Annotated in this window: 20 protein-coding genes and 1 tRNA gene; 11 read left to right on the top strand and 10 right to left on the bottom strand. The window is 51.5% G+C overall.

The features are described 5' to 3' along the window. The 3 genes from fliR to HV261_RS21480 are packed head-to-tail and all read left to right on the top strand — an operon-like array spanning position 1 to position 3989. Positions 1-783: a flagellar biosynthetic protein FliR gene (gene fliR / locus HV261_RS21470; RefSeq protein WP_202039427.1), complete on the top strand. Its 783-nt coding sequence runs from the start codon at positions 1-3 to the stop codon at positions 781-783. Beyond that, positions 773-1912 carry a flagellar type III secretion system protein FlhB gene (locus HV261_RS21475; protein WP_202039428.1) on the top strand — a complete coding sequence of 380 codons (1140 nt, stop codon included), beginning with the start codon at positions 773-775 and terminating at the stop codon, positions 1910-1912. The genes fliR and HV261_RS21475 overlap by 11 nt, the downstream gene beginning before the upstream one ends. Continuing rightward, complete coding sequence (locus HV261_RS21480; RefSeq protein WP_202039429.1) at positions 1896-3989, top strand: flagellar biosynthesis protein FlhA; 2094 nt, start codon at positions 1896-1898, stop codon at positions 3987-3989. The genes HV261_RS21475 and HV261_RS21480 overlap by 17 nt, the downstream gene beginning before the upstream one ends. 38 nt (positions 3990-4027) lie before the next feature. On the opposite strand, the gene HV261_RS21485 is transcribed toward HV261_RS21480, so the two are convergent. Next, complete coding sequence (locus HV261_RS21485; protein ID WP_202039430.1) at positions 4028-4789, bottom strand: C40 family peptidase; 762 nt, start codon at positions 4787-4789, stop codon at positions 4028-4030. Positions 4790-5137: 348 nt separating this feature from the next. Between HV261_RS21485 and dpaA the strand changes: the two genes are divergently transcribed. Beyond that, the gene (gene dpaA, locus HV261_RS21490; protein ID WP_137384395.1) at positions 5138-5878 is read left to right on the top strand and encodes a peptidoglycan meso-diaminopimelic acid protein amidase; all 741 of its coding nucleotides are present in this window, start codon (positions 5138-5140) and stop codon (positions 5876-5878) included. On the opposite strand, the gene HV261_RS21495 is transcribed toward dpaA, so the two are convergent. Together HV261_RS21495 and lpcA are read right to left on the bottom strand one after the other, a co-directional pair. Beyond that, positions 5849-6616 carry a class II glutamine amidotransferase gene (locus HV261_RS21495; RefSeq protein WP_202039431.1) on the bottom strand — a complete coding sequence of 256 codons (768 nt, stop codon included), beginning with the start codon at positions 6614-6616 and terminating at the stop codon, positions 5849-5851. The genes dpaA and HV261_RS21495 overlap by 30 nt on opposite strands. A gap of 212 nt (positions 6617-6828) precedes the next feature. Continuing rightward, positions 6829-7407, bottom strand: a complete 579-nt coding sequence (gene lpcA / locus HV261_RS21500; protein ID WP_016151815.1) for a D-sedoheptulose 7-phosphate isomerase — start codon at positions 7405-7407, stop codon at positions 6829-6831. A gap of 239 nt (positions 7408-7646) precedes the next feature. Between lpcA and fadE the strand changes: the two genes are divergently transcribed. From fadE to HV261_RS21515, 3 genes are all read left to right on the top strand, one after another. Continuing rightward, positions 7647-10091 carry an acyl-CoA dehydrogenase FadE gene (gene fadE / locus HV261_RS21505; protein ID WP_137384394.1) on the top strand — a complete coding sequence of 815 codons (2445 nt, stop codon included), beginning with the start codon at positions 7647-7649 and terminating at the stop codon, positions 10089-10091. Between the two features lie 109 nt (positions 10092-10200). Continuing rightward, positions 10201-10968 carry an amidohydrolase gene (locus HV261_RS21510; protein ID WP_202039432.1) on the top strand — a complete coding sequence of 256 codons (768 nt, stop codon included), beginning with the start codon at positions 10201-10203 and terminating at the stop codon, positions 10966-10968. A 179-nt stretch (positions 10969-11147) separates the two neighbouring features. Continuing rightward, the gene (locus HV261_RS21515; RefSeq protein ID WP_202039433.1) at positions 11148-11558 is read left to right on the top strand and encodes a Spy/CpxP family protein refolding chaperone; all 411 of its coding nucleotides are present in this window, start codon (positions 11148-11150) and stop codon (positions 11556-11558) included. Positions 11559-11657: 99 nt separating this feature from the next. Here HV261_RS21515 and HV261_RS21520 read toward each other — a convergent pair. Continuing rightward, positions 11658-11734 (bottom strand) — tRNA-Asp (locus HV261_RS21520). A gap of 134 nt (positions 11735-11868) precedes the next feature. Next, a complete protein-coding gene (gene dnaQ / locus HV261_RS21525; protein WP_170974423.1) occupies positions 11869-12597 on the bottom strand; it encodes a DNA polymerase III subunit epsilon in 729 nt (242 codons plus the stop codon). 64 nt (positions 12598-12661) lie between these two features. Between dnaQ and rnhA the strand changes: the two genes are divergently transcribed. Beyond that, complete coding sequence (gene rnhA / locus HV261_RS21530; RefSeq protein WP_005133612.1) at positions 12662-13129, top strand: ribonuclease HI; 468 nt, start codon at positions 12662-12664, stop codon at positions 13127-13129. Here the strand turns inward: rnhA and HV261_RS21535 are convergent. Further along, complete coding sequence (locus HV261_RS21535; protein WP_202039434.1) at positions 13126-13848, bottom strand: class I SAM-dependent methyltransferase; 723 nt, start codon at positions 13846-13848, stop codon at positions 13126-13128. The genes rnhA and HV261_RS21535 overlap by 4 nt on opposite strands. 33 nt (positions 13849-13881) lie before the next feature. Between HV261_RS21535 and gloB the strand changes: the two genes are divergently transcribed. After that, positions 13882-14637 (top strand): hydroxyacylglutathione hydrolase, encoded by a 756-nt coding sequence (gloB, locus tag HV261_RS21540; protein WP_137384388.1) that lies wholly within the window; start codon positions 13882-13884, stop codon positions 14635-14637. A gap of 71 nt (positions 14638-14708) precedes the next feature. After that, positions 14709-16067 (top strand): murein transglycosylase D, encoded by a 1359-nt coding sequence (gene mltD, locus HV261_RS21545; RefSeq protein ID WP_202039435.1) that lies wholly within the window; start codon positions 14709-14711, stop codon positions 16065-16067. A gap of 49 nt (positions 16068-16116) precedes the next feature. On the opposite strand, the gene HV261_RS21550 is transcribed toward mltD, so the two are convergent. From HV261_RS21550 to HV261_RS21560, 3 genes are all read right to left on the bottom strand, one after another. After that, a complete protein-coding gene (locus tag HV261_RS21550) occupies positions 16117-16887 on the bottom strand; it encodes a class I SAM-dependent methyltransferase (RefSeq protein WP_202039436.1) in 771 nt (256 codons plus the stop codon). Positions 16888-16963: 76 nt separating this feature from the next. Next, complete coding sequence (locus HV261_RS21555; protein ID WP_202039437.1) at positions 16964-17764, bottom strand: endonuclease/exonuclease/phosphatase family protein; 801 nt, start codon at positions 17762-17764, stop codon at positions 16964-16966. A gap of 131 nt (positions 17765-17895) precedes the next feature. Further along, on the bottom strand, positions 17896-19071 hold the full coding sequence (locus HV261_RS21560; protein ID WP_202039438.1) for an MFS transporter: 1176 nt from the start codon (positions 19069-19071) through the stop codon (positions 17896-17898). A gap of 104 nt (positions 19072-19175) precedes the next feature. On the opposite strand from HV261_RS21560, the gene yafC reads away from it, so the two are divergent. Next, entirely contained in the window at positions 19176-20090 is a 915-nt protein-coding gene (gene yafC, locus HV261_RS21565) for a DNA-binding transcriptional regulator YafC (RefSeq protein ID WP_137384383.1), read from the top strand. A gap of 20 nt (positions 20091-20110) precedes the next feature. Here the strand turns inward: yafC and dkgB are convergent, their stop codons facing one another. Next, on the bottom strand, positions 20111-20914 hold the full coding sequence (dkgB, locus tag HV261_RS21570) for a 2,5-didehydrogluconate reductase DkgB (RefSeq protein ID WP_202039439.1): 804 nt from the start codon (positions 20912-20914) through the stop codon (positions 20111-20113). Positions 20915-21010: the final 96 nt, after the last annotated feature.

The raw sequence follows: 21010 nt of genomic DNA on the forward strand, positions 1-21010 counted from the left end.
ATGCGCGAAACAGATATCACGCAGCTCACGAACCTGGTGCTGGGATTATGGTTTCCCTTTGTGCGCATCATGGCGTTTATTCACTATGTCCCCGTTTTTGATAACAACGCCCTGACCATTCGCGTACGGATTATCTTGTCCCTGGCACTGGCTATCATCATCACGCCCATGATCCCGCATCCGGTCCCCACCGATCTGTTGTCCATGAACAGCCTCATTTTGACAATTGAGCAGATCCTGTGGGGAATGCTGTTCGGCCTGATGCTGCAATTTCTGTTTCTCGCGCTACAACTGGCAGGGCAGATCCTTTCGTTTAACATGGGGATGAGCATGGCGGTGATGAACGATCCCAACAGCGGCGCCTCCACGACGGTGTTGGCCGAACTCATTAATATCTATGCGATTATCTTGTTCTTCGCCATGGATGGCCATCTCCTGCTGGTGAGCATTTTGTATAAAGGGTTCACCTACTGGCCCATCGGCAATGCGCTGCATCCGCAAACCCTGCGTACGCTCTCGCTGGCCTTCAGTTGGGTACTGGCATCGGCGATGCTCCTCGCGCTACCCACCACGTTTATTATGCTTATTGTCCAGGGCTGCTTTGGCCTGCTCAACCGCATCGCACCACCACTGAACCTGTATTCACTGGGTTTTCCAATCAATATGCTGGCGGGTTTGATCTGTTTTGCCACGTTGTTGTACAACCTGCCGGACCACTATCTGCACCTGGCGAATTTTGTTTTGCAGCAACTTGATGCCCTGAAGGGACACTATGGCGGATAGCAGCAGCGAAGAGAAAACAGAAAAACCTTCGGCGCAAAAACTGCGTAAAGCCAGAGAAGAGGGCCAGATACCGCGTTCTAAAGACATGGGGCTTGCAGCCAGCTTGTTTGCTGCGTTTATGGTGATATCCAGTAGCTTCCCCTGGTATGAAGATTTCGTGCGTGAAAGCTTCATCAGCGTGCATCAGTATGCGCAGAACATTAACGATCCGGACATCATTGGTCAGTTTCTCCAGCATCACTTGCTGATTTTAGCGAAATTCATTCTGACGCTGCTGCCAATGCCCGCAGCCGCGTTATTGTCATCGCTTATCCCCGGCGGCTGGGTATTCCTGCCGAAAAAAATCTTACCGGACTTCAGCAAAATCAGTCCATTAAAAGGCATTGGTCGACTATTTTCATCCGAGCATCTGGTGGATACCGGCAAGATGACGCTTAAAGCAGTCATACTGCTGATTATGTTGTGGGTGAGCGTACGCAATAACTTCGCCCTCTTTCTTGGTCTGCAGGAGCTGTGGTTTAAGCAGGCCGTCAGCGACGGTCTGGCGCTCTATAGCAGCATCATGCGCAACTTTGTCATCCTGTTTATCTTTTTTGCGCTCGTTGATGTGCCTTTGGCGAAAAAAATGTTCATCAAAGGGCTAAAGATGACCAAACAGGAAGTGAAAGAAGAGTACAAAAACCAGGAAGGGAAACCCGAGGTCAAAGCCAGGATACGCCGCCTGCAGCGCCAAATGGCGATGGGGCAAATCCGCAAAGTCGTACCAAAAGCGAATGTCGTGATCGTCAACCCCACCCATTATGCCGTCGCCCTGCAATACGACCAGACCCGTGCGGCCGCCCCTTTTGTCGTCGCCAAAGGCACCGATGAAATTGCGCTGTACATCCGCCAGGTTGCCGCAGAACACAGCATTGAAATTGTTGAGTTCGCCAAACTTGCACGCTCCGTTTATTACACCACCCAGGTGAATCAACAGATTCCGTTTCAACTATATCGGGCGATTGCACACGTCCTGACCTATGTACTGCAAATGAAGCACTGGCGTGACGGCTCACAAGCACGCCCTGCACTGAACAGACATATTTCCATTCCCAAAGAGGTTCTTAAACTGGATGCCGAAAACAACTAAGCAACTCCTGGCGCTTCTGCGTAACGGTAATATCGGCGTACCGCTGGTTATTCTGTGTATTCTGGCGATGGTGATCCTGCCGTTACCTCCGGCACTACTGGATATTCTGTTCACCTTTAACATTGTGCTGGCAGTCATGGTGCTGTTGGTGGCCGTTTCCGCAAAACGACCGCTCGAGTTCAGCCTGTTCCCTACTATTTTGCTGATCACCACCCTGATGCGATTAACGCTGAACGTGGCATCAACCCGTGTCGTTTTACTCCATGGCCATATGGGGGCGGGCGCAGCCGGTAAGGTGATTGAGTCCTTCGGACAGGTGGTTATCGGCGGCAACTTTGTGGTCGGTTTCGTGGTGTTCATCATCCTGATGATCATCAACTTCATTGTGGTGACCAAGGGCGCCGAGCGTATCTCCGAAGTTTCGGCCCGCTTTACGCTGGACGCCATGCCCGGTAAGCAGATGGCGATCGATGCCGACCTGAATGCCGGGCTTATCAACCAGCAACAGGCGCAGACTCGCCGTAAAGATGTCGCCAGCGAGGCCGATTTCTACGGCGCAATGGACGGCGCGTCGAAGTTCGTACGCGGGGATGCCATCGCCGGGATGATGATTCTGGCGATCAACCTGATCGGCGGCGTGTGTATCGGTATTTTTAAATACGATTTAAGCGCCGAAGCCGCCTTCCAGCAATACGTACTGATGACCATCGGTGACGGTTTGGTCGCCCAGATCCCGTCTCTGCTGCTATCGACGGCGGCAGCAATTATCGTTACTCGCGTGAGCGACAGCGGCGATATCGCCACAGACGTACGTAGCCAACTGCTGGCCAGCCCTTCCGTACTGTATACCGCCACCAGCATTATGTTCGTGCTGGCGGTGGTACCTGGCATGCCGCACTTCCCGTTTCTGGTGTTCAGCGCCCTGCTGGGGTTCACCGCCTGGCGTATGAGCAAGCGCCCGAAGGTGGCAGAAACTGAAGAGAAAAATCTTGAGACGCTGAGCAAAACCATCGCCGAAACCAGCGAGCAGCAGGTCAGTTGGGAGACGATCCCGCTGATTGAACCCATTAGCCTGAGTCTGGGCTACAAGCTGGTGTCGCTGGTGGATAAAACGAAAGGCAATCCGCTAACCCAGCGCATACGCGGCGTACGGCAAGTTATCTCCGATAACAACGGCGTGTTGCTACCAGAGATTCGTATTCGTGAAAACTTCAGGCTCAAACCCACGCAGTACGCCATTTTTATCAACGGAATCAAAGCCGATGAAGCAGATATCCCCGCAGATAAGCTGATGGCGCTCCCTTCCAGCGAAACCTATGGCGAGATTGATGGCGTGTTAGGTAACGATCCGGCTTACGGCATGCCGGTCACGTGGATTGTCCCGGCGCAAAAAGCCAAAGCGCTCAATATGGGTTATCAGGTTATCGATGGCGCCAGTGTGATTGCGACACACGTGAATAAAGTCATCCGTAACTACATCCCTGACCTGTTTAACTACGACGATATTACGCAATTGCACAATCGCCTCTCCTCGATGGCGCCGCGGCTGGCCGAGGATCTCAGTGCAGCATTGAACTACAGCCAGCTGTTGAAGGTATACCGGACACTGCTTATTGACGGTGTTTCATTGCGCGATATCGTCACAATCGCTACCGTACTGGTCGCCAGTAGCGCCGTTACCAAGGATCATATTCTGTTAACCGCAGATATCCGTCTCGCGCTGCGCCGCAGCATTACCCACCCGTTTGTGCGCAAAGATGAGCTGGCGGTATACACACTGAATAATGAACTGGAGAATTTGCTGGCGAATGTGGTCAATCAGGCGCAGCAAAGTGGAAAAGTGGTGCTGGACAACGTGCCGGTCGATCCCAATATGCTTAATCAGTTCCAGACCACTATGCCGCAGATAAAAGAACAAATGAAAGCCGCCGGTAAAGAGCCCGTGCTGTTAGTCGCACCACAGTTACGTCCCCTGCTCGCCCGCTACGCACGGCTGTTTGCACCTGGCCTGCAAGTACTGTCGTATAACGAAGTACCGGACGAACTGGAATTAAAGATTATGGGAGCGTTGAGTTAACTCCTGACGAGGCGGTGTCATTTACACCGCCCTGTTGATTACAGAATGGTATTTTCCGTCAGAATACGCCGGGCACCGAGATAATGATCCTGCCAGAAGTCATCGGATAAATTACTCACCCGAATGGTTTCTCCCGTACGCGGCGATTCAATAAATTGTCCCTGCCCCAAATAGACCCCCATATGATCGGCAATATCCCGACTGTGAATATGAAAGAACACTAAATCACCGCGACGGAGGTCGCGGTTGGCGACGATGGTTGCCCGCCGATAGTGATACATTTCATTCGCCGTACGCGGCAATTTTGCCTCCAGGATTTTGTTGTAGGCATAAAAAATCAGCCCACTGCAGTCAAAGCCCTGATCCGGGCTGGCCCCGCCCCACAAATAAGGTTTACCCAGCTGCTGCTCGAGACGGTGGATTGCCACTTCGGTCATGTTATGCAGATGATCGCTACTGAGAAAATGGTCATTCTCGGCCAGCGCCTGCCAGCGACGATCGCTGGCTTTCAGCGGCCCCGGGAACCACTCCGGGTGCTGTTTAATCAGCGTCCTGTTTTGCTGGCGTAGCGCGCTTTTACTTTGCGCATTACCCTCCACCACATAACTTGCCTGCTTTTTTACCTGCGCGTGGTACTGCTTCAGCAGCCGGGCGCGGTTACGCATGCGCATTTGCGCCGCATAGCTTAAATGGGCGTCAGATAAGAGGGGCTGAACTTTGGCGACAGACGGTGAGGACAACACAACACACAAAGACAGCAGGCCCGGCAAAATACGTCGGGACGCAGAGACAAAAGACATGAAAAAAGAGTACCGAGGCAAACACGTTCAGCGCAGTCTAGCGCGATGGCCTGACAATCCGTTTTAATATTCGATTATTAAATAATTATTTTTTATAATTCAATATATTATCGCCATTACATTCATCAGGAATTACGACATAAGGCCGATGAAAAAATACGCCACTGTCTGACTGCCTTTCTGCGCAATTTTCCGTATAAAGAGAAACTAAAGTGTAAACGGCGCACGAGAGACTTGCGAAAAACTCTCTTGGTGCTAATGTGAGCGCTCCAAATACAGACTTTTCTGATTTGGGGACTCTTTTTGCCGTCCTGGCGTGTGTAATCGTTTTATCAAGGAATAAGCAGTATGCGTAAAATCGCATTTTTTCTTGCGATGCTTTTATTGCCGTGCGTTTCATTTGCCGGTTTGCTGAGCAGCGGCAGCCCGACCACGCCAATCAGCAAAGAATATAAGCAGCAATTGATGGGGTCCCCTGTCTATATTCAGATCTTTAAAGAAGAGCGGACGCTCGATCTGTACGTCAAGATGGGCGAACAGTATCAGCTGCTCGACAGCTATAAGATCTGTAACTACTCCGGCGGCTTAGGGCCGAAACAGCGTCAGGGTGATTTCAAAAGCCCGGAAGGGTTTTACAGCGTACAGCGCGGACAGCTCAAACCGGATAGCCGCTTCTATAAAGCGATTAACATTGGTTTCCCTAACGCCTACGACCGCGCCCACGGTTATGAAGGTAAATACCTGATGATCCACGGCGCCTGCGTTTCTGTCGGTTGTTATGCGATGACCGACAACGGTATTGATGAGATTTTCCAGTTTGTGACCGGCGCTCTGGTATTCGGCCAGTCCAGCGTTCAGGTGAGCATTTACCCGTTCCGCATGACTGACGCGAACATGCAGCGCCATAAGTTTTCGTATTACAAAGATTTCTGGTCGCAGCTAAAACCGGGATACGATTACTTTGAACAAACGCGTAAGCCACCGACCGTTTCCGTTGTCGATGGCCGTTATATCGTCAGCAAGCCGTTGAGTCACGAAGTCGTTCAGCCACAGCTGGCATCAAACTACACGCTCCCCGAGACAAAATAGCGCCCACTCGCCTGGCATAATCTTTTGCCAGGTTTCATTGCCCGTCAGTGGCTGAGTGGCAATCACAGAGACCACATCATTGGGTGTGGTCTCTGAGCTAAAATCAATTTCCACATCCTGATCCAACAATGTCGCCACGCCAAACGGCGCACGGCGGGTGATCCAAAACAAATTGGTTGAGCAGAAGGCCATCACATAACGCCCGTCAGACAACAGCATGTTGAAGACGCCCTTCTCTCGCAGTTCTCCTGCCAGCGCCGCGATATATTTAAACACCGCCGTCATATTACCTGGCGTGCGCGGATAACGCTCGGTCAGCTTATGCAGCAGCCAGCAGAAGGCTTTTTCGCTGTCGGTTTCCCCGACCGGGCGGAAATTACCGGTTTCCAGCGATTTATAGCCGCTGAGCTGTCCGTTATGGGCGTAAGTCCAGTTGCGCCCCCACAGTTCACGCGTGAACGGATGGGTGTTTTCCAGCGCCACTTCCCCTCGATTCGCCTGACGAATATGGGCAATCACGGAACAGGATTTGATGGGGTAGTCTTGTACCAGTTTGGCGATAGGCGAATTAAAGCTGGGTTGCGGATCTTTAAACGTACGGCAGCCCTTACCTTCATAAAACGTAATACCCCAGCCGTCTTTGTGCGGCCCGGTACCTCCGCCGCGCTGAACCAGCCCGGTGAAGCTAAAGCAGATATCGGTTGGCACATTGGCGCTCATCCCGAGCAGTTCGCACATACATCACCTCCACAAACGCCTTAAGCGGGAAGGCGTAATTGTTACAGCCAATCAAAACTCAAAATATCAGAGAAAACAATATGCTATACCCTAAATAATTCGAGTTGCAGGAAGGCGGTAAGGGAAGAAATCCCCAGGAGCATAGATAACTATGTGACTGGGGTTTCTGAGCGCAACCAACGCACCTGCAGCTTGAAGTATGACGGGTATAGTTATTTAACCATCTCTTTTTCGATCAGTTGAATCAGAATATGGATCACTTTGATATGAATTTCCTGAATACGGTCGGCATAGCCAAAGTGCGGCACGCGAATTTCGATATCTGCGCTACCGGCCATTTTACCGCCATCTTTGCCGGTCAGGGTGATGACTTTCATTCCCTTCTCACGCGCCGCAGCAATCGCTTTAATCACGTTACCGGAGTTACCCGAAGTCGAGATGCCTAACAGGACATCGCCTTCACGGCCAACCGCTTCAACGTAGCGGGAGAATACATAATCGTAACCAAAATCGTTGCTGACGCAGGAGATGTGGCTGACGTCAGAGATAGCGATAGCCGGGTAGCCCGGGCGGTTTTCACGATAGCGTCCAGTCAGCTCTTCGGCGAAATGCATCGCATCGCAATGGGAGCCGCCGTTACCACAGGAAAGTACCTTCCCACCGGCTTTAAAGCTATCTGCCAACAGGACCGCCGCGCGCTGAATGGCGTGAATATTGGCGTCATCTTTAAGAAAATTAGCCAGCGTTTCCGCCGCTTCGCTCAGTTCGTTACGAATAAGATCCTGGTACATGAGGATATCCTTCAGCATGAATGTAAATGACAAGATGCAGTGTACCGGATAGCGCTACCAGCGAGAAGTACAAGCCACAGGAATGGCTGTTGCTTTTGATTTTTTGTGCCGGTTAAAACAACAACAATGTGAGCTTTGTTGTAATTATTTTGTAAACACATTGCTAAAAGAATTTACATACACTACAACCATATCATCACAAGTGGTCAGACCTCCTACAAGCAAGGGAGCTTTTCGTTATGATGATTTTGAGTATTATCGCTACGGTTGTTCTGCTCAGCGTTCTGTTTTATCACCGCGTGAGCTTATTCCTCAGCAGCTTAATTTTGCTCGCCTGGACGGCAGCGCTCGGCGTGGCTGGCCTGTGGTCAGTCTGGCTGCTGGTTCCTCTGGCCATTATTCTCGTACCGTTTAACTTTACCCCGATGCGTAAATCCATGATTTCCGCTCCTGTGTTCCGCGGTTTCCGTAAAGTCATGCCGCCAATGTCGCGTACTGAAAAAGAAGCGATCGATGCCGGTACAACCTGGTGGGAAGGTGACCTGTTCCAGGGCAAACCTGACTGGAAAAAACTGCATAACTATCCGCAGCCACATCTGACTGCTGAAGAACAAGCGTTTATTGACGGCCCGGTGGAAGAAGCGTGCCGCATGGCGAACGACTTCCAGATAACCCACGAACTTGCGGATCTGCCGCCGGAACTGTGGGCGTATCTGAAAGAACACCGCTTCTTCGCGATGATCATTAAGAAAGAGTACGGCGGACTGGAATTCTCTGCGTATGCTCAGGCTCGGGTACTACAAAAGCTCTCCGGTGTTTCTGGGATCCTGGCGATCACCGTCGGCGTACCTAACTCATTAGGCCCTGGTGAACTGCTGCAGCATTACGGCACCGAAGAACAGAAAAACCACTATCTGCCGCGTCTGGCACGTGGTCAGGAAATTCCGTGCTTTGCACTGACCAGCCCGGAAGCCGGCTCCGATGCCGGTGCGATCCCTGATACCGGCGTGGTTTGTATGGGCGACTGGCAGGGCCAGCAGGTGCTGGGTATGCGCCTGACCTGGAACAAACGCTATATCACGCTGGCCCCTATCGCGACCGTACTGGGTCTGGCATTCAAACTTTCCGACCCGGAAAAACTGCTGGGTGGTGAAGAAGATCTCGGCATTACCTGTGCGCTGATCCCAACCTCAACGCCGGGCGTACAAATTGGCCGTCGTCACTTCCCGCTGAACGTGCCGTTCCAGAACGGACCTACGCTGGGTAAAGATGTCTTCGTTCCGATTGATTACATTATTGGTGGCCCGAAAATGGCCGGCCAGGGCTGGCGTATGCTGGTGGAATGTCTGTCCGTAGGACGCGGCATTACCCTGCCGTCTAACTCGACGGGCGGCGTTAAATCCGTCGCCATGGCGACTGGTGCATATGCGCATATCCGTCGCCAGTTCAAAATCTCTATCGGCAAGATGGAAGGTATTGAAGAACCGTTGGCACGTATCGCCGGTAACGCCTATGTGATGGATGCCGCAGCGTCGCTGATTACCTACGGCATTATGCTGGGTGAGAAACCAGCGGTGCTGTCGGCTATCGTGAAATATCACTGTACTCACCGCGGGCAGCAGTCAATCATCGATGCAATGGATATTACTGGCGGCAAAGGCATCATGCTTGGCGAAAGTAACTTCCTGGCCCGTGCTTATCAGGGTGCACCGATCGCCATTACCGTCGAAGGCGCCAACATCCTGACGCGTAGCATGATGATCTTCGGCCAGGGCGCAATTCGCTGCCATCCGTATGTACTTGAAGAGATGGCTGCGGCGCAGAATAACGACGTGAATGCGTTCGACAAGCTGCTGTTCAAACACATCGGTCACGTAGGCAGTAATAAAGTGCGCAGCTTCTGGCTTGGTTTGACTCGCGGCTTAACCAGCAGCACGCCAACCGGTGATGCGACCAAACGTTACTACCAGCATCTGAACCGTTTGAGCGCCAACCTGGCACTGCTTTCAGATGTGTCCATGGCCGTACTGGGCGGTAGCCTGAAGCGTCGTGAACGTATCTCTGCTCGATTGGGTGATGTGTTAAGTCAGCTGTATCTGGCCTCCGCCGTGCTGAAGCGTTATGACGATGAAGGCCGCAATGAAGCCGACCTGCCGCTGGTTCACTGGGGCGTTCAGGATGCGTTGTACAAAGCGGAACAGGCGATGGATGACCTGCTGAAAAACTTCCCGAACCGCCTGGTTGCCGGGTTGCTGAATGTGGTCATCTTCCCTACCGGTCGCCACTACCATGCACCGTCTGACAAGCTGGATCATAAAGTCGCGAAGATTCTGCAGGTTCCAAGCGCCACCCGTTCTCGTCTTGGTCGCGGTCAGTACCTGACGCCAAGCGAGCACAACCCGGTTGGCTTACTGGAAGAGGCGCTGCTGGACGTCATTGCAGCCGACCCAATCCACCAGCGGATCTGCAAAGAGTTGGGTAAAAATCTACCGTTTACCCGCCTGGATGAACTGGCGCACAACGCGCTGGCCAAAGGGCTGATTGATAAAGACGAAGCGGCGATTCTGGTGAAAGCCGAAGCAAGCCGTCTGCGCAGTATCAATGTTGATGATTTTGAACCCGAGGCGCTGGCGACTCAGCCGGTAAAGTTGCCAGAGAAAGTGCGTAAGGTCGAAGCAGCATAACGCTAACGCACAACGTTCAGCCCCGCTAAATGCGGGGCTTTTTATTGCCACATTTTCGTTAAGGCTCATGCTACAGTGTCAAAATGTTGTTCAACGAGGAGCCTCGATCGTGCCAGGTTTAAAAATTACTCTGCTGCAACAACCGCTGATCTGGATGGATGGCCCAGCCAACCTGCGCCATTTCGACAGACAACTGGAAACCGTCACCGGGCGTGACGTTATTGTGTTGCCCGAGATGTTTACCAGTGGATTTGCGATGGAAGCGGCAAACCAATCGTTGCCGCAAGAGGAAGTTGTAAGCTGGATGCGTAGCAAAGCGCAGCAGACGAATGCCCTGATAGCAGGTAGCGCAGCAATACAGTCTGAACGGGGACCGGTGAATCGTTTTTTGCTGGTTGAACCCGAAGGCACCGTGCATCTCTATGACAAACGTCATCTGTTCCGCATGGCAGACGAACATCAGCACTATCAGGCAGGTGAAGAGCGCATCATCTTTGAATGGCGTGGCTGGCGTATTCTGCCGCTGGTCTGTTATGACCTGCGTTTTCCAGTGTGGTCGCGTAACCGCAACGACTACGACCTCGCCTTGTATGTTGCCAACTGGCCCGCACCGCGCTCGCTGCACTGGCAGGTTCTGCTCACCGCACGGGCAATTGAAAATCAGGCGTATGTAGCAGGATGTAACCGTGTGGGAACCGATGGTAACGGTCATCATTATCGCGGTGACAGCCGGGTCATCAATCCACAGGGCGAAGTCATCGCCACCGCCGAGCCGCATCAGGCAACGCGAATTGATGCTGAGCTGTCGCTTTCGGCGCTACGCGAGTACCGCGAGAAATTTCCTGCCTGGCAGGATGCTGACGCTTTCACCCTGTAGAGATCGCCTTCCCTCCCGCCACGGGCCTTGTATCCACGGCGGGATTGTTTCACTCCGTAACCAACCGCAAAACAAATTCGCGTGGCGACATGCATCGGGCAACGTATTCTGCAAGGGATAATCACGCGTCATTAACGGGTGATCTACACTATCAATAATTCCCTTATCAGGATGTCTAAATGAAGAACTTCGTACGTATGACCTTGCTGGCTGCCACTCTGGCTGGCGCCTCTTTTAGCACGCTTGCAGCAAACGTATCCAACGTTCCCGCTCCGGCCCAGGATCCGGTCGTTCAACACCTTAAGTTGACCAACGACCAGGTGGCGCAGATTAAAAAACTGCATCAACAGCTGGAAAACAACGTTGACCAGATTTCAGTGAAAGACGTTAAAGACGGCGCGCTGATTGACGTCATCAAGTCCGGGAAATGGGATGATGCCGCCGTTAAGAAACAGCTGGCCGCGTTCAGCAATATCGAACAGCAGGCGCGTTATTACCGCGTGAAATACTATTTTGACCTGAACAAAGTGCTAACCCCAGAACAGCGTCAGCAGGTGCAAAAAGATATCGCCCAGACGCTGAGCGAGTAACGACTGCGGCCTGCAATAAAACATTATTGCAGGCTTTTATTTTGGGTGGGTTAAAACGACGAAAGCCTGAATCATTTCTGATTCAGGCTTTCTGAATAGTGGCGGAATGGACGGGACTCGAACCCGCGACCCCCTGCGTGACAGGCAGGTATTCTAACCAACTGAACTACCACTCCGCGTTGTGTTCCGCTTGGGAACAAAGCGAATATTACGGATTGCCTCGCGCCTCGTCAACGCTTTTTCTCACGTTTTTTAATCGTTTGCTGCAAAAATCACCCGAATGACCATTTCTGTACTGTAAATACCAGAACTAGGCCCGCCAGAGGCAACTTCCGCCCTTCTTCTGTACCAGGTCAAGGCGCGACTCATGGGCTGCCAGCTCTTCATCAGTAGCGAAAACAACGCGTAATTTACTGGACTGACGCACAATGCGCTGGATCCCCGTATCATTCTGCTGCTGGCTATCACCTTCCATAGAGAACGCCATGGTGGTCTGCCCGCCGGTCATCATCAGATAAACGTCGGCCAGAATCTGGGCATCGAGCAATGCGCCGTGCAGAGTACGCTTGCTGTTGTCTATCTCATAGCGCGAGCATAACGCATCAAGGCTGTTACGCTTGCCAGGAAACATTTTCCTCGCCAACGCCAGGCTGTCGGTCACTTTACAGAAGGTGTTCGTCTTCGGGATATCGCGATTGAGTTTCGCGAACTCGTAGTCCATAAAGCCGATATCAAACGATGCGTTATGGATGACCAGCTCCGCGCCACGGATATAGTCGAGAAACTCATCGGCGACATCGGCGAACGTGGGTTTATCAAGCAGGAACTCATCGGCGATTCCGTGTACGCCAAACGCTTCCGGGTCAACCAGCCGATCCGGCTTCAGGTAGACGTGGAAGTTATTTCCGGTCAAACGGCGGTTCACCACTTCAACCGCACCGATCTCAATAATCTTATGGCCTTCGTAGTGGGCACCAATCTGGTTCATACCGGTGGTTTCGGTATCGAGGACTATCTGTCGTGTAATTCCAGTGCTCATAGCGGTCATTTATGTCAGACTTATCGTTTGATTTCGATTTGCTAAAACAGGAAGTCTACCAGAGATGCTTAAACAGGTAGAAATTTTCACCGATGGTTCTTGCCTGGGAAACCCAGGTCCTGGCGGTTATGGGGCTATTTTACGCTATCGCGGGCGCGAAAAAACCTTTGCCGAAGGGTACAACCTCACCACCAATAACCGTATGGAGTTGATGGCGGCAATCGTCGCGCTGGAAGCACTAAAAGAGCCATGTGAAGTGGTACTCAGCACCGACAGCCAGTACGTGCGCCAGGGCATTACACAGTGGATCCATAACTGGAAAAAACGCGGCTGGAAAACCGCAGATAAAAAGCCGGTGAAGAATGTCGATCTGTGGAAACGTCTGGATGCCGCGCTGGGCCCGCACCAAATCAAATGGGAATGGGTTAAAGGGCATGCGGGCCATCCGGAAAACGAACGCTGTGATGAGCTTGCCCGTGCTGCGGCAATGAGTCCCACCCAGGATGATGTTGGGTATCAGGCAGAGTCTTAAGCGTCTGGCTTGCGGTATTGTCGGGTGGCCCCAACCGCCTGGCGAATTCGTGCCTTACTTTTACTTTGTTTCATCGGATTGAGCGTAAGCGGAATGGTTCGCTTGCGCGCGACAACCAACTGCAAACAGCCCAGCGCCGGAATATGCGCACTTAACATTTTACCGCCCTGCTTCGCCCAGGGCAGCACGTGGAACCGGCTATAGTGCAGCACCTCAAAATTCAGCAAAGAGAGCCAATCCAACTGGCGCATCAGGGTAAACATCCGGCTGTTGTAAGGCGGTGTTTTACGTAGCACTGGCACCAGCTTCCGCAATCCCATCAGGCTAACTGGGTTAAACCCGCTCAGTATTAACCAGCCATCATCAATCAGTACCCGGTCGGCTTCACGCAATAAGCGATGCGGATCGGCGCACCACGGTAGTGTATGAGCCAGCAGACAGACATCCACGGATTTATCGGCAAAAGGAAGATGTAAAGGATCGGCCATAACCTGCATGGGCGAGCCTTGCGAAGAAACATTTACCTGATGAGAAACCGCGCACGCTTCAGAATCGATTTCTGCGCTTAAATTACCAATCTTAAGCAGATGAAAACCGTACATTTTTGCGAACCACGGGTTAAGCTGATGCTCCAGCGCCTCACGATAGTGCTCACCCCAGGGTAAATCATCCCAGCTAATGGGCGCTACGACAGTTTGAGGGATCCTTGCCGGTTTCATCACAACCTTCCGTTACGCATTGAGAGGTAATTTATGAATCTTAACAGTATTCCCGCATTTCAGGACAATTACATCTGGGTCCTGACAAATAATGAAAACCGTTGCCTGATTGTTGATCCGGGCGAAGCCGCTCCCGTCCTGAAAGCCATTGCAGAACATCAATGGGTGCCGGAGGCCATTCTCCTGACCCATCACCATCAGGATCACGTTGGCGGTGTGAAAGAACTTTTGCAACATTTCCCACAGTTAGTGGTTTACGGACCGGCTGAAACGCAAGATAAGGGAACGACCCATATAGTCAAAGATGGCGATATTGCACTCGTTTTAGGGCATGAATTTACGGTAATTGCCACGCCGGGTCACACTTTAGGACATATCTGTTACTTTAGCCAACCTTATCTATTCTGTGGGGATACGCTCTTTTCAGGCGGCTGTGGCAGACTATTTGAAGGTACTGCATCTCAAATGTATCAATCACTTAATAAATTAAACGCGCTTCCTGATGATACATTGATCTGCTGCGCCCATGAGTACACATTAGCAAACATGAAGTTTGCCTTAAGCATTCTGCCGCACGATTCGTGCATAAATGAATATTATCGTAAAGTTAATGAGTTACGCGTAAAAAAACAAATGACACTCCCCGTAATTCTGAAAAATGAGCGGCGAAATAATCTTTTTTTAAGAACGGAAGATATTGATTTAATTAATGAAATAAACAAAGAAACAATATTGCAACAACCTGAAGAGCGTTTTGCCTGGTTAAGGTCAAAGAAAGATACGTTCTGACAATTCCGGGTTGCCTTTTGAAAACTTCGCCGTTATGATCGGTCGTCTTTTAAGCAACTATTGACACACACATGAAGGCAAAAGCGATATTACTCGCCTCTGTCCTGCTTGTTGGGTGCCAGAATACTGGTAACGTCCAACAGCACGCACAGAGCCTTTCTGCAGCTGGTCAAGGGGAAGCAGGAAAGTTTACAAGTCAGGCGCGATGGATGGACGATGGAACATCTATCGCTGCTGATCAGGATTTGTGGGCTTTCATTGGTGACGAGCTAAAGATGGGAATTCCGGAAAACAACCGGATTCGCGAACAAAAACAGAAGTATTTACGCAATAAGAGCTATCTCCACGATGTAACTTTACGGGCAGAGCCGTATATGTACTGGATAGCCGGGCAGGTTAAGAAACGTAACATGCCGATGGAACTGGTACTACTACCCATAGTGGAGAGCGCTTTTGATCCTCACGCAACGTCTGGCGCCAATGCCGCAGGTATTTGGCAGATCATTCCGAGCACGGGGCGCAATTATGGTTTAAAACAGACCCGCAATTATGATGCACGTCGCGACATTGTGGCTTCCACCACTGCCGCGCTGGACATGATGCAGCGTCTGAACAAGATGTTTGATGGCGACTGGCTGCTGACCGTTGCCGCGTATAATAGCGGTGAAGGTCGCGTGATGAAGGCAATCAAAGCGAACAAATCTCGGGGTAAATCCACCGATTTCTGGTCGCTCCCTTTGCCTCAGGAAACGAAGCAGTATGTGCCCAAAATGCTGGCGTTGAGTGATATTCTCAAAAACAGCAAACGCTATGGCGTGCGTCTGCCTACCACAGACGAAAGCCGTGCGTTGGCACGTGTTCGCCTGAACAGCCCGGTTGAGATGGCTCAGGTTGCCGATATGGCGGGTATTTCCGTTAGCAAACTGAAGACCTTCAATGCAGGTGTGAAAGGCTCCACGTTGGGTGCCAGCGGTCCGCAATACGTGATGGTACCAAAGAAGCATGCAGAGAAGCTGCGTGAGTCTTTGGCTTCCGGCGAAATTGCAGCCGTACAGTCAACGTTGGTGGCTGATAACACGCCGCTGAATAGCCGTAGCTACAAAGTTCGCTCTGGCGATACGCTTTCTGGCGTCGCTGCACGTCTTGGCGTGAGCACGAAGGATCTGCAGCAGTGGAATAATCTGCGTGGATCATCCCTGAAAGTGGGCCAAAGCCTGACCGTAGGTGCTGGCACCAGCGCACAGCGACTGGCTAACAACAGCGATAGCATCACCTATCGTGTGCGTAAAGGTGACTCTCTGTCGAGCATTGCCAAACGCCACGGGGTTAACATCAAGGATGTAATGCGCTGGAACAGCGATACGGACAATCTGCAGCCGGGCGATCAGCTCACGTTGTTTGTCAAAAACAACGGCATGCCTGACTCCTGATAGCATTGTAAAAATGAAGGCACTGGTTTCCCCCCAGTGCCTTTTTTATTTATCCCGCTTTATGTGCTTCAACCATTATCGTATCACTGGTGAATGAACCATCCTCTTGCAACGCGAAGTAGGCTTTCACTTCAGCAGATGCACTCTCCTGGTATAAACGAATCGCTTCTGTCAACGCGGCAGGTGTACGCATCCGCGTCACCCACGAACTGAACGCCAGCGGCAGGCGATCGGTCAACACGGTATCGGTAATCAAACCGGCGTCGTTGATTAAAGACAGCCATTCACCGCTGGAATAATTGCGGACATGCGAGGTGTCGCGTAACGCTTCGACAGTTTGCAACCAGATATCACGGACCGGGTGCCCAGGCGACATCACATCCATTACGATCGCCACACCGCCGGGTTTCAGTACACGATTGACTTCACGCAGCGCACGTCCGACATCATGCCAGTGATGTGCTGAATAGCGGCTAATCACCACATCAAAAGCACAATCGCCGAACGGCAGGCTCTCTGCGTATCCCTGCTGCGTGGTAATATTGTCCAGACCCTTCTCTTTTGCAGCCTCTGCGACCACCTCAAGCATCTGAGACGATAAATCATAAGCCACAACCTGTTGTACGTTTTGCGCAGCCACAAAGCTGGCGTGCCCTGCTCCACATCCCATATCCAGTACCCGTGCCTGTGGAAAAGCAGACAGCCTTTCCGCCAGTCGTTGTAAATCACGACCCTTAGCATGTACGGAGCTGGTTAAATAGGCATTAGCCTGAGAGCCAAACTGCTTTTCGACGTTGTCATGGTGGGAGCGTGTTGTCATTGTGTTGTCCTTCGGTTGTTGTGAAATAGGAAGGGCAACCATCACAGGCCTGCCCTACGGCAGACCTGACACACCGTTATTGCTCAGGCTTGCCGGGACTGAATTCAACGAGTAGTGGATTGTGATCGGAGGCGCGAGTGACCAGCACAGAGGCCTCACTCACGTTCAAACCTCGATAAAACACAAAGTCGAGTGGGCGACCAAACGCACGCCGGCGTTGATCGTCGGTAAAGCGAACCTGGCGCAGCGACATTTCACGCGCAAAGCGGTACAGCGCATTCATCCGTCGACGACTCCAGGCATTGAAATCACCGGCCATAATCACCGGACCGCTGTGATGGGCGATTTGATCCCCAATAGGAAGTAACTGCTTACTATAGACATCGACGCCGAGGCTGAAGTTTACCGCGTGGATGTTTACCACCATCAATAAACGCGTATCAGGCAGCGGGTACACTGTCACCAGAGCCGATTTTGCCAGGCGTAAAATCGGCTCACGCTCGCGCAATGGACAGCAGTAGACCGGATGCGCAGCAGAAAGCGTCATGACGCCAGAGGGATGCTGAGGCAGCACAAAAGCGGGAACCTGATCGGCGGCAAGATAGTTAGCGGTTGCGAACTGAACCAGCTCGGGCGTCGTTTGCGCCTCCTGCAATAAAACCAGATGGGCATCTTTGCCAAAATTTTTCAGCACCGACAACCATTCTGCCCGTTGTTGCTTAAAAATGTTCCACACCAGCACGCGAATGCGATCTTCACTGCTTAACGGCACGCCTGCAGGTAATGCCTGGCCGATATGCGCAAATGACCCTGGCGGTAAAATCCGCTCAACGGGCTGTCCGGCAACATAGCGCATGGCATAGGTGTTTTTTCGCACTTTAGACTTTCAAACCTCTATAACGTCGACCAGCCCGCAGCCGGACTGGTTCTTCTGTTATAGGGACTTTAGCACTCACTTTCAACGAACAATTGCAGTTTGTTTTGTAAGTGGGTACTTACATCAATGATTTATCCCAATACTACCCGCGACGGTTTATCCAGGCGACCGCTGATACCCATCAGTAAAAAAGCGACCAGAACAATCAGCGCGCCAATCCACGGAGTCTGTGCTAAACCATAATGCTCTACCGTTTGTCCGCCAATCACAGAGCCAAGCGCTATGCCAATATTAAACGCAGCAATATTCAGACCGGATGCCACATCCACCGCATTGGGGGTAAATTGTTCTGCTTTCTGTACCACGTAAACCTGCAAACCTGGAACATTGCCGAAGGCGAAGATCCCCATCACCAGAATCGTCACTAACGCAGCGTATTGCGTAGAGGCCGTCAGTTGAAAGACCATCAGCAGGACAAACAGCGCCGCGAAGATAAATTTCAACGCCGGGACAGCACCATGTTTATCCGCCAGCTTACCTCCCCAGATATTGCCGACAGCGACCGATACGCCATAGCCCAGTAAGATCCAGCTTACCGCTGCCGGCGAGAAGCCAGCCAGGTCCTGCATCATAGGAGCCAGGAAGGTGAACGCTGTGAAGACACCACCGTAACCTAATGCCGTAACCGCGTAGATAAGCAACAGGCGTGGATGGGTTAACACTTTTACCTGATCACGAATGCTGGCGGCCACCCGACCCGGAATATTCGCAGGAATCAGCAGTTGGCTGCTAATCAGTGCAATCACACCCAATAGTGATACAGCAAGGAAAGTTTCGCGCCAGCCAAAGTGTTGTCCGATAAATGTCCCCAGCGGTACTCCCGTCACCAGTGCAACCGTTAAACCACCAAACATGATAGCGATGGCAGAAGCGGCTTTCTCTTTTGACACCAGGCTTGTCGCAATCGTAGAACCAATTGAGAAGAAGACGCCGTGTGCCAGGCCAGTCAGCAGGCGGGCGACAATTAATGTCGTATAACCAGGTGCCTGCCATGCCAGCAAGTTACCGGCCGTAAACAGCACCATCAGCGCAACCAACAGTTGCTTACGTGGCAGGCGTCCGGTCAGGGCAGTCAATACTGGCGCCCCGATCGCGACACCCAGCGCGTAGATTGAAACCAGCATCCCGGCAGAAGGTAAAGAGATCGCCAGTTGTTCAGCAATGGTCGGCACCAGGCCAACAATCACAAATTCAGTCGTGCCAATAGCGAAGGCACTTATTGTCAGTGCAAATAAAGCGAGAGGCATAAATAGCTCCATATCATCAGTAATCGGATGACAGGCAGTATGCCTGGATGTTTTAATAACAAAAATATTCAAAATCTCAATATAATTTTGCTTCAGGTGCAAAAATGAAAGCAACCTCCGAAGAACTGGCAATTTTTGTCGCGGTCGTGGAAAGCGGTAGCTTTAGCCGGGCCGCAGAGCAGCTTGGGCAGGCCAATTCCGCGGTCAGTCGGGCAGTAAAGAAACTGGAGATGAAACTGGGCGTTAGTTTGCTCAATCGAACGACCCGACAACTCAGTCTGACAGAAGAAGGCGAACGCTACTTCAGGCGTGTACAACAGATACTGCAGGATATGGCTGCGGCGGAAACAGAAATCATGGAGTCGCGGAATACGCCGCGCGGTTTGCTGCGTATCGATGCCGCAACACCGGTGATGTTGCATTTCCTGATGCCACTGATCAAACCTTTCCGTGAGCGCTATCCCGAGATGACGTTGTCGCTGGTTTCCTCAGAGACATTTATCAATCTTATTGAACGAAAAGTGGATGTTGCGATACGTGCCGGTGCCTTAACTGACTCAAGTCTGCGCGCACGTCCACTCTTTACCAGCTACCGCAAGATTATTGCTTCACCTGACTATATTGCCCGCTTCGGCAAGCCAGAGACTGTTGAAGAGTTAAAGCAGCACCTGTGTCTGGGGTTTTCTGAACCCATTTCGCTCAATACCTGGCCCATTGCCTGTAGTGACGGACAATTACATGAGGTTGAGTGCGGTCTATCTTCGAACAGTGGCGAAACGCTGAAGCAGCTTTGCCTGAGCGGCAACGGTATTGCTTGTCTTTCAGATTATATGATTGATAAGGAGATCGCTCAGGGTAAGCTGGTCGAATTGATGGCGGATAAACGGCTGCCAGTCGAGATGCCTTTTAGCGCGGTGTATTACAGCGATCGCGCCGTCAGTACCCGTATTCGGGCATTTATCGATTTTTTAAGTGAATATATAAGAACAGCTCCCGAAGGAGCTGTAAAAGAGGGTTAAAGGCACAGAGGGTCAGGCAATTAATCCCACTCAGGCGCCAGACCTTCCGGGCTAACCAGGCGGTCGTTGCAATCCAGAGCAGCGATTGCCGCTTTGTCTTCCGCATCAAGATGCAGTTCCAGTGCCAGCAGGTTGCTTGCCAGGTTTTCACGCTTGGTAGAAGAAGGGATCACAGAGTAACCTTCCCCCATCGCCCATGCCAGAATCACCTGGGCCGGCGTCGCGTTATGTTTAGCGGCAATGCGAGCAATCACTTCATCTTTCAGCGCCTTACCGTAAGCCAGCGTCATGTATGAGGTGATGTGGATACCGTGCGCTTTCGCCCAATCAACAACCTTACGGCTTTGCAGATACGGAGATAACTCAATCTGGTTAGTCGCAATATTCTCTGCACCCACAGCAGCAATAGCTTTTTCCATCAATGGGATAGTGAAGTTAGAGATACCAATTTCACGAGTCAGCCCTTGCGCTTTAGCGTCGAGCAATGCCTGCATAAACTCTTCAACAGAGACGGCATCATTTGGTGATGGCCAGTGGATCAGCGTCAGATCAACATAATCTGTGCGCAGTTTTTTCAGGCTCTCTTTCAGGCTTGGGATCAGCTTGTCTTTGCCAAGATTTTCAATCCAGATCTTGGTTGTGATGTACAACTCATTACGCGGTACGCCGCTTTCGGCAATCGCCTGGCCAACAGCCGCTTCATTATCATAGATTTGTGCCGTGTCGACTGCGCGGTAACCCAGCTCAAGAGCTGTTTTAACAGAAGCGATAACCACGTCGTCTTTCAGACGGAAAGTACCTAAACCAAATGCAGGGATAGTCATAGAATTCCTCTTTTTAATCACAATGTTCGTTAACTGAGGGGATTATGACCTTCTGCCCTTTATAGAAAAAGAGCGAAAAATGCAGAGGATTTTTGC

It is taken from the genome of Citrobacter sp. RHBSTW-00671 (genome assembly GCF_014103415.1).
Taxonomy (GTDB): domain Bacteria; phylum Pseudomonadota; class Gammaproteobacteria; order Enterobacterales; family Enterobacteriaceae; genus Citrobacter.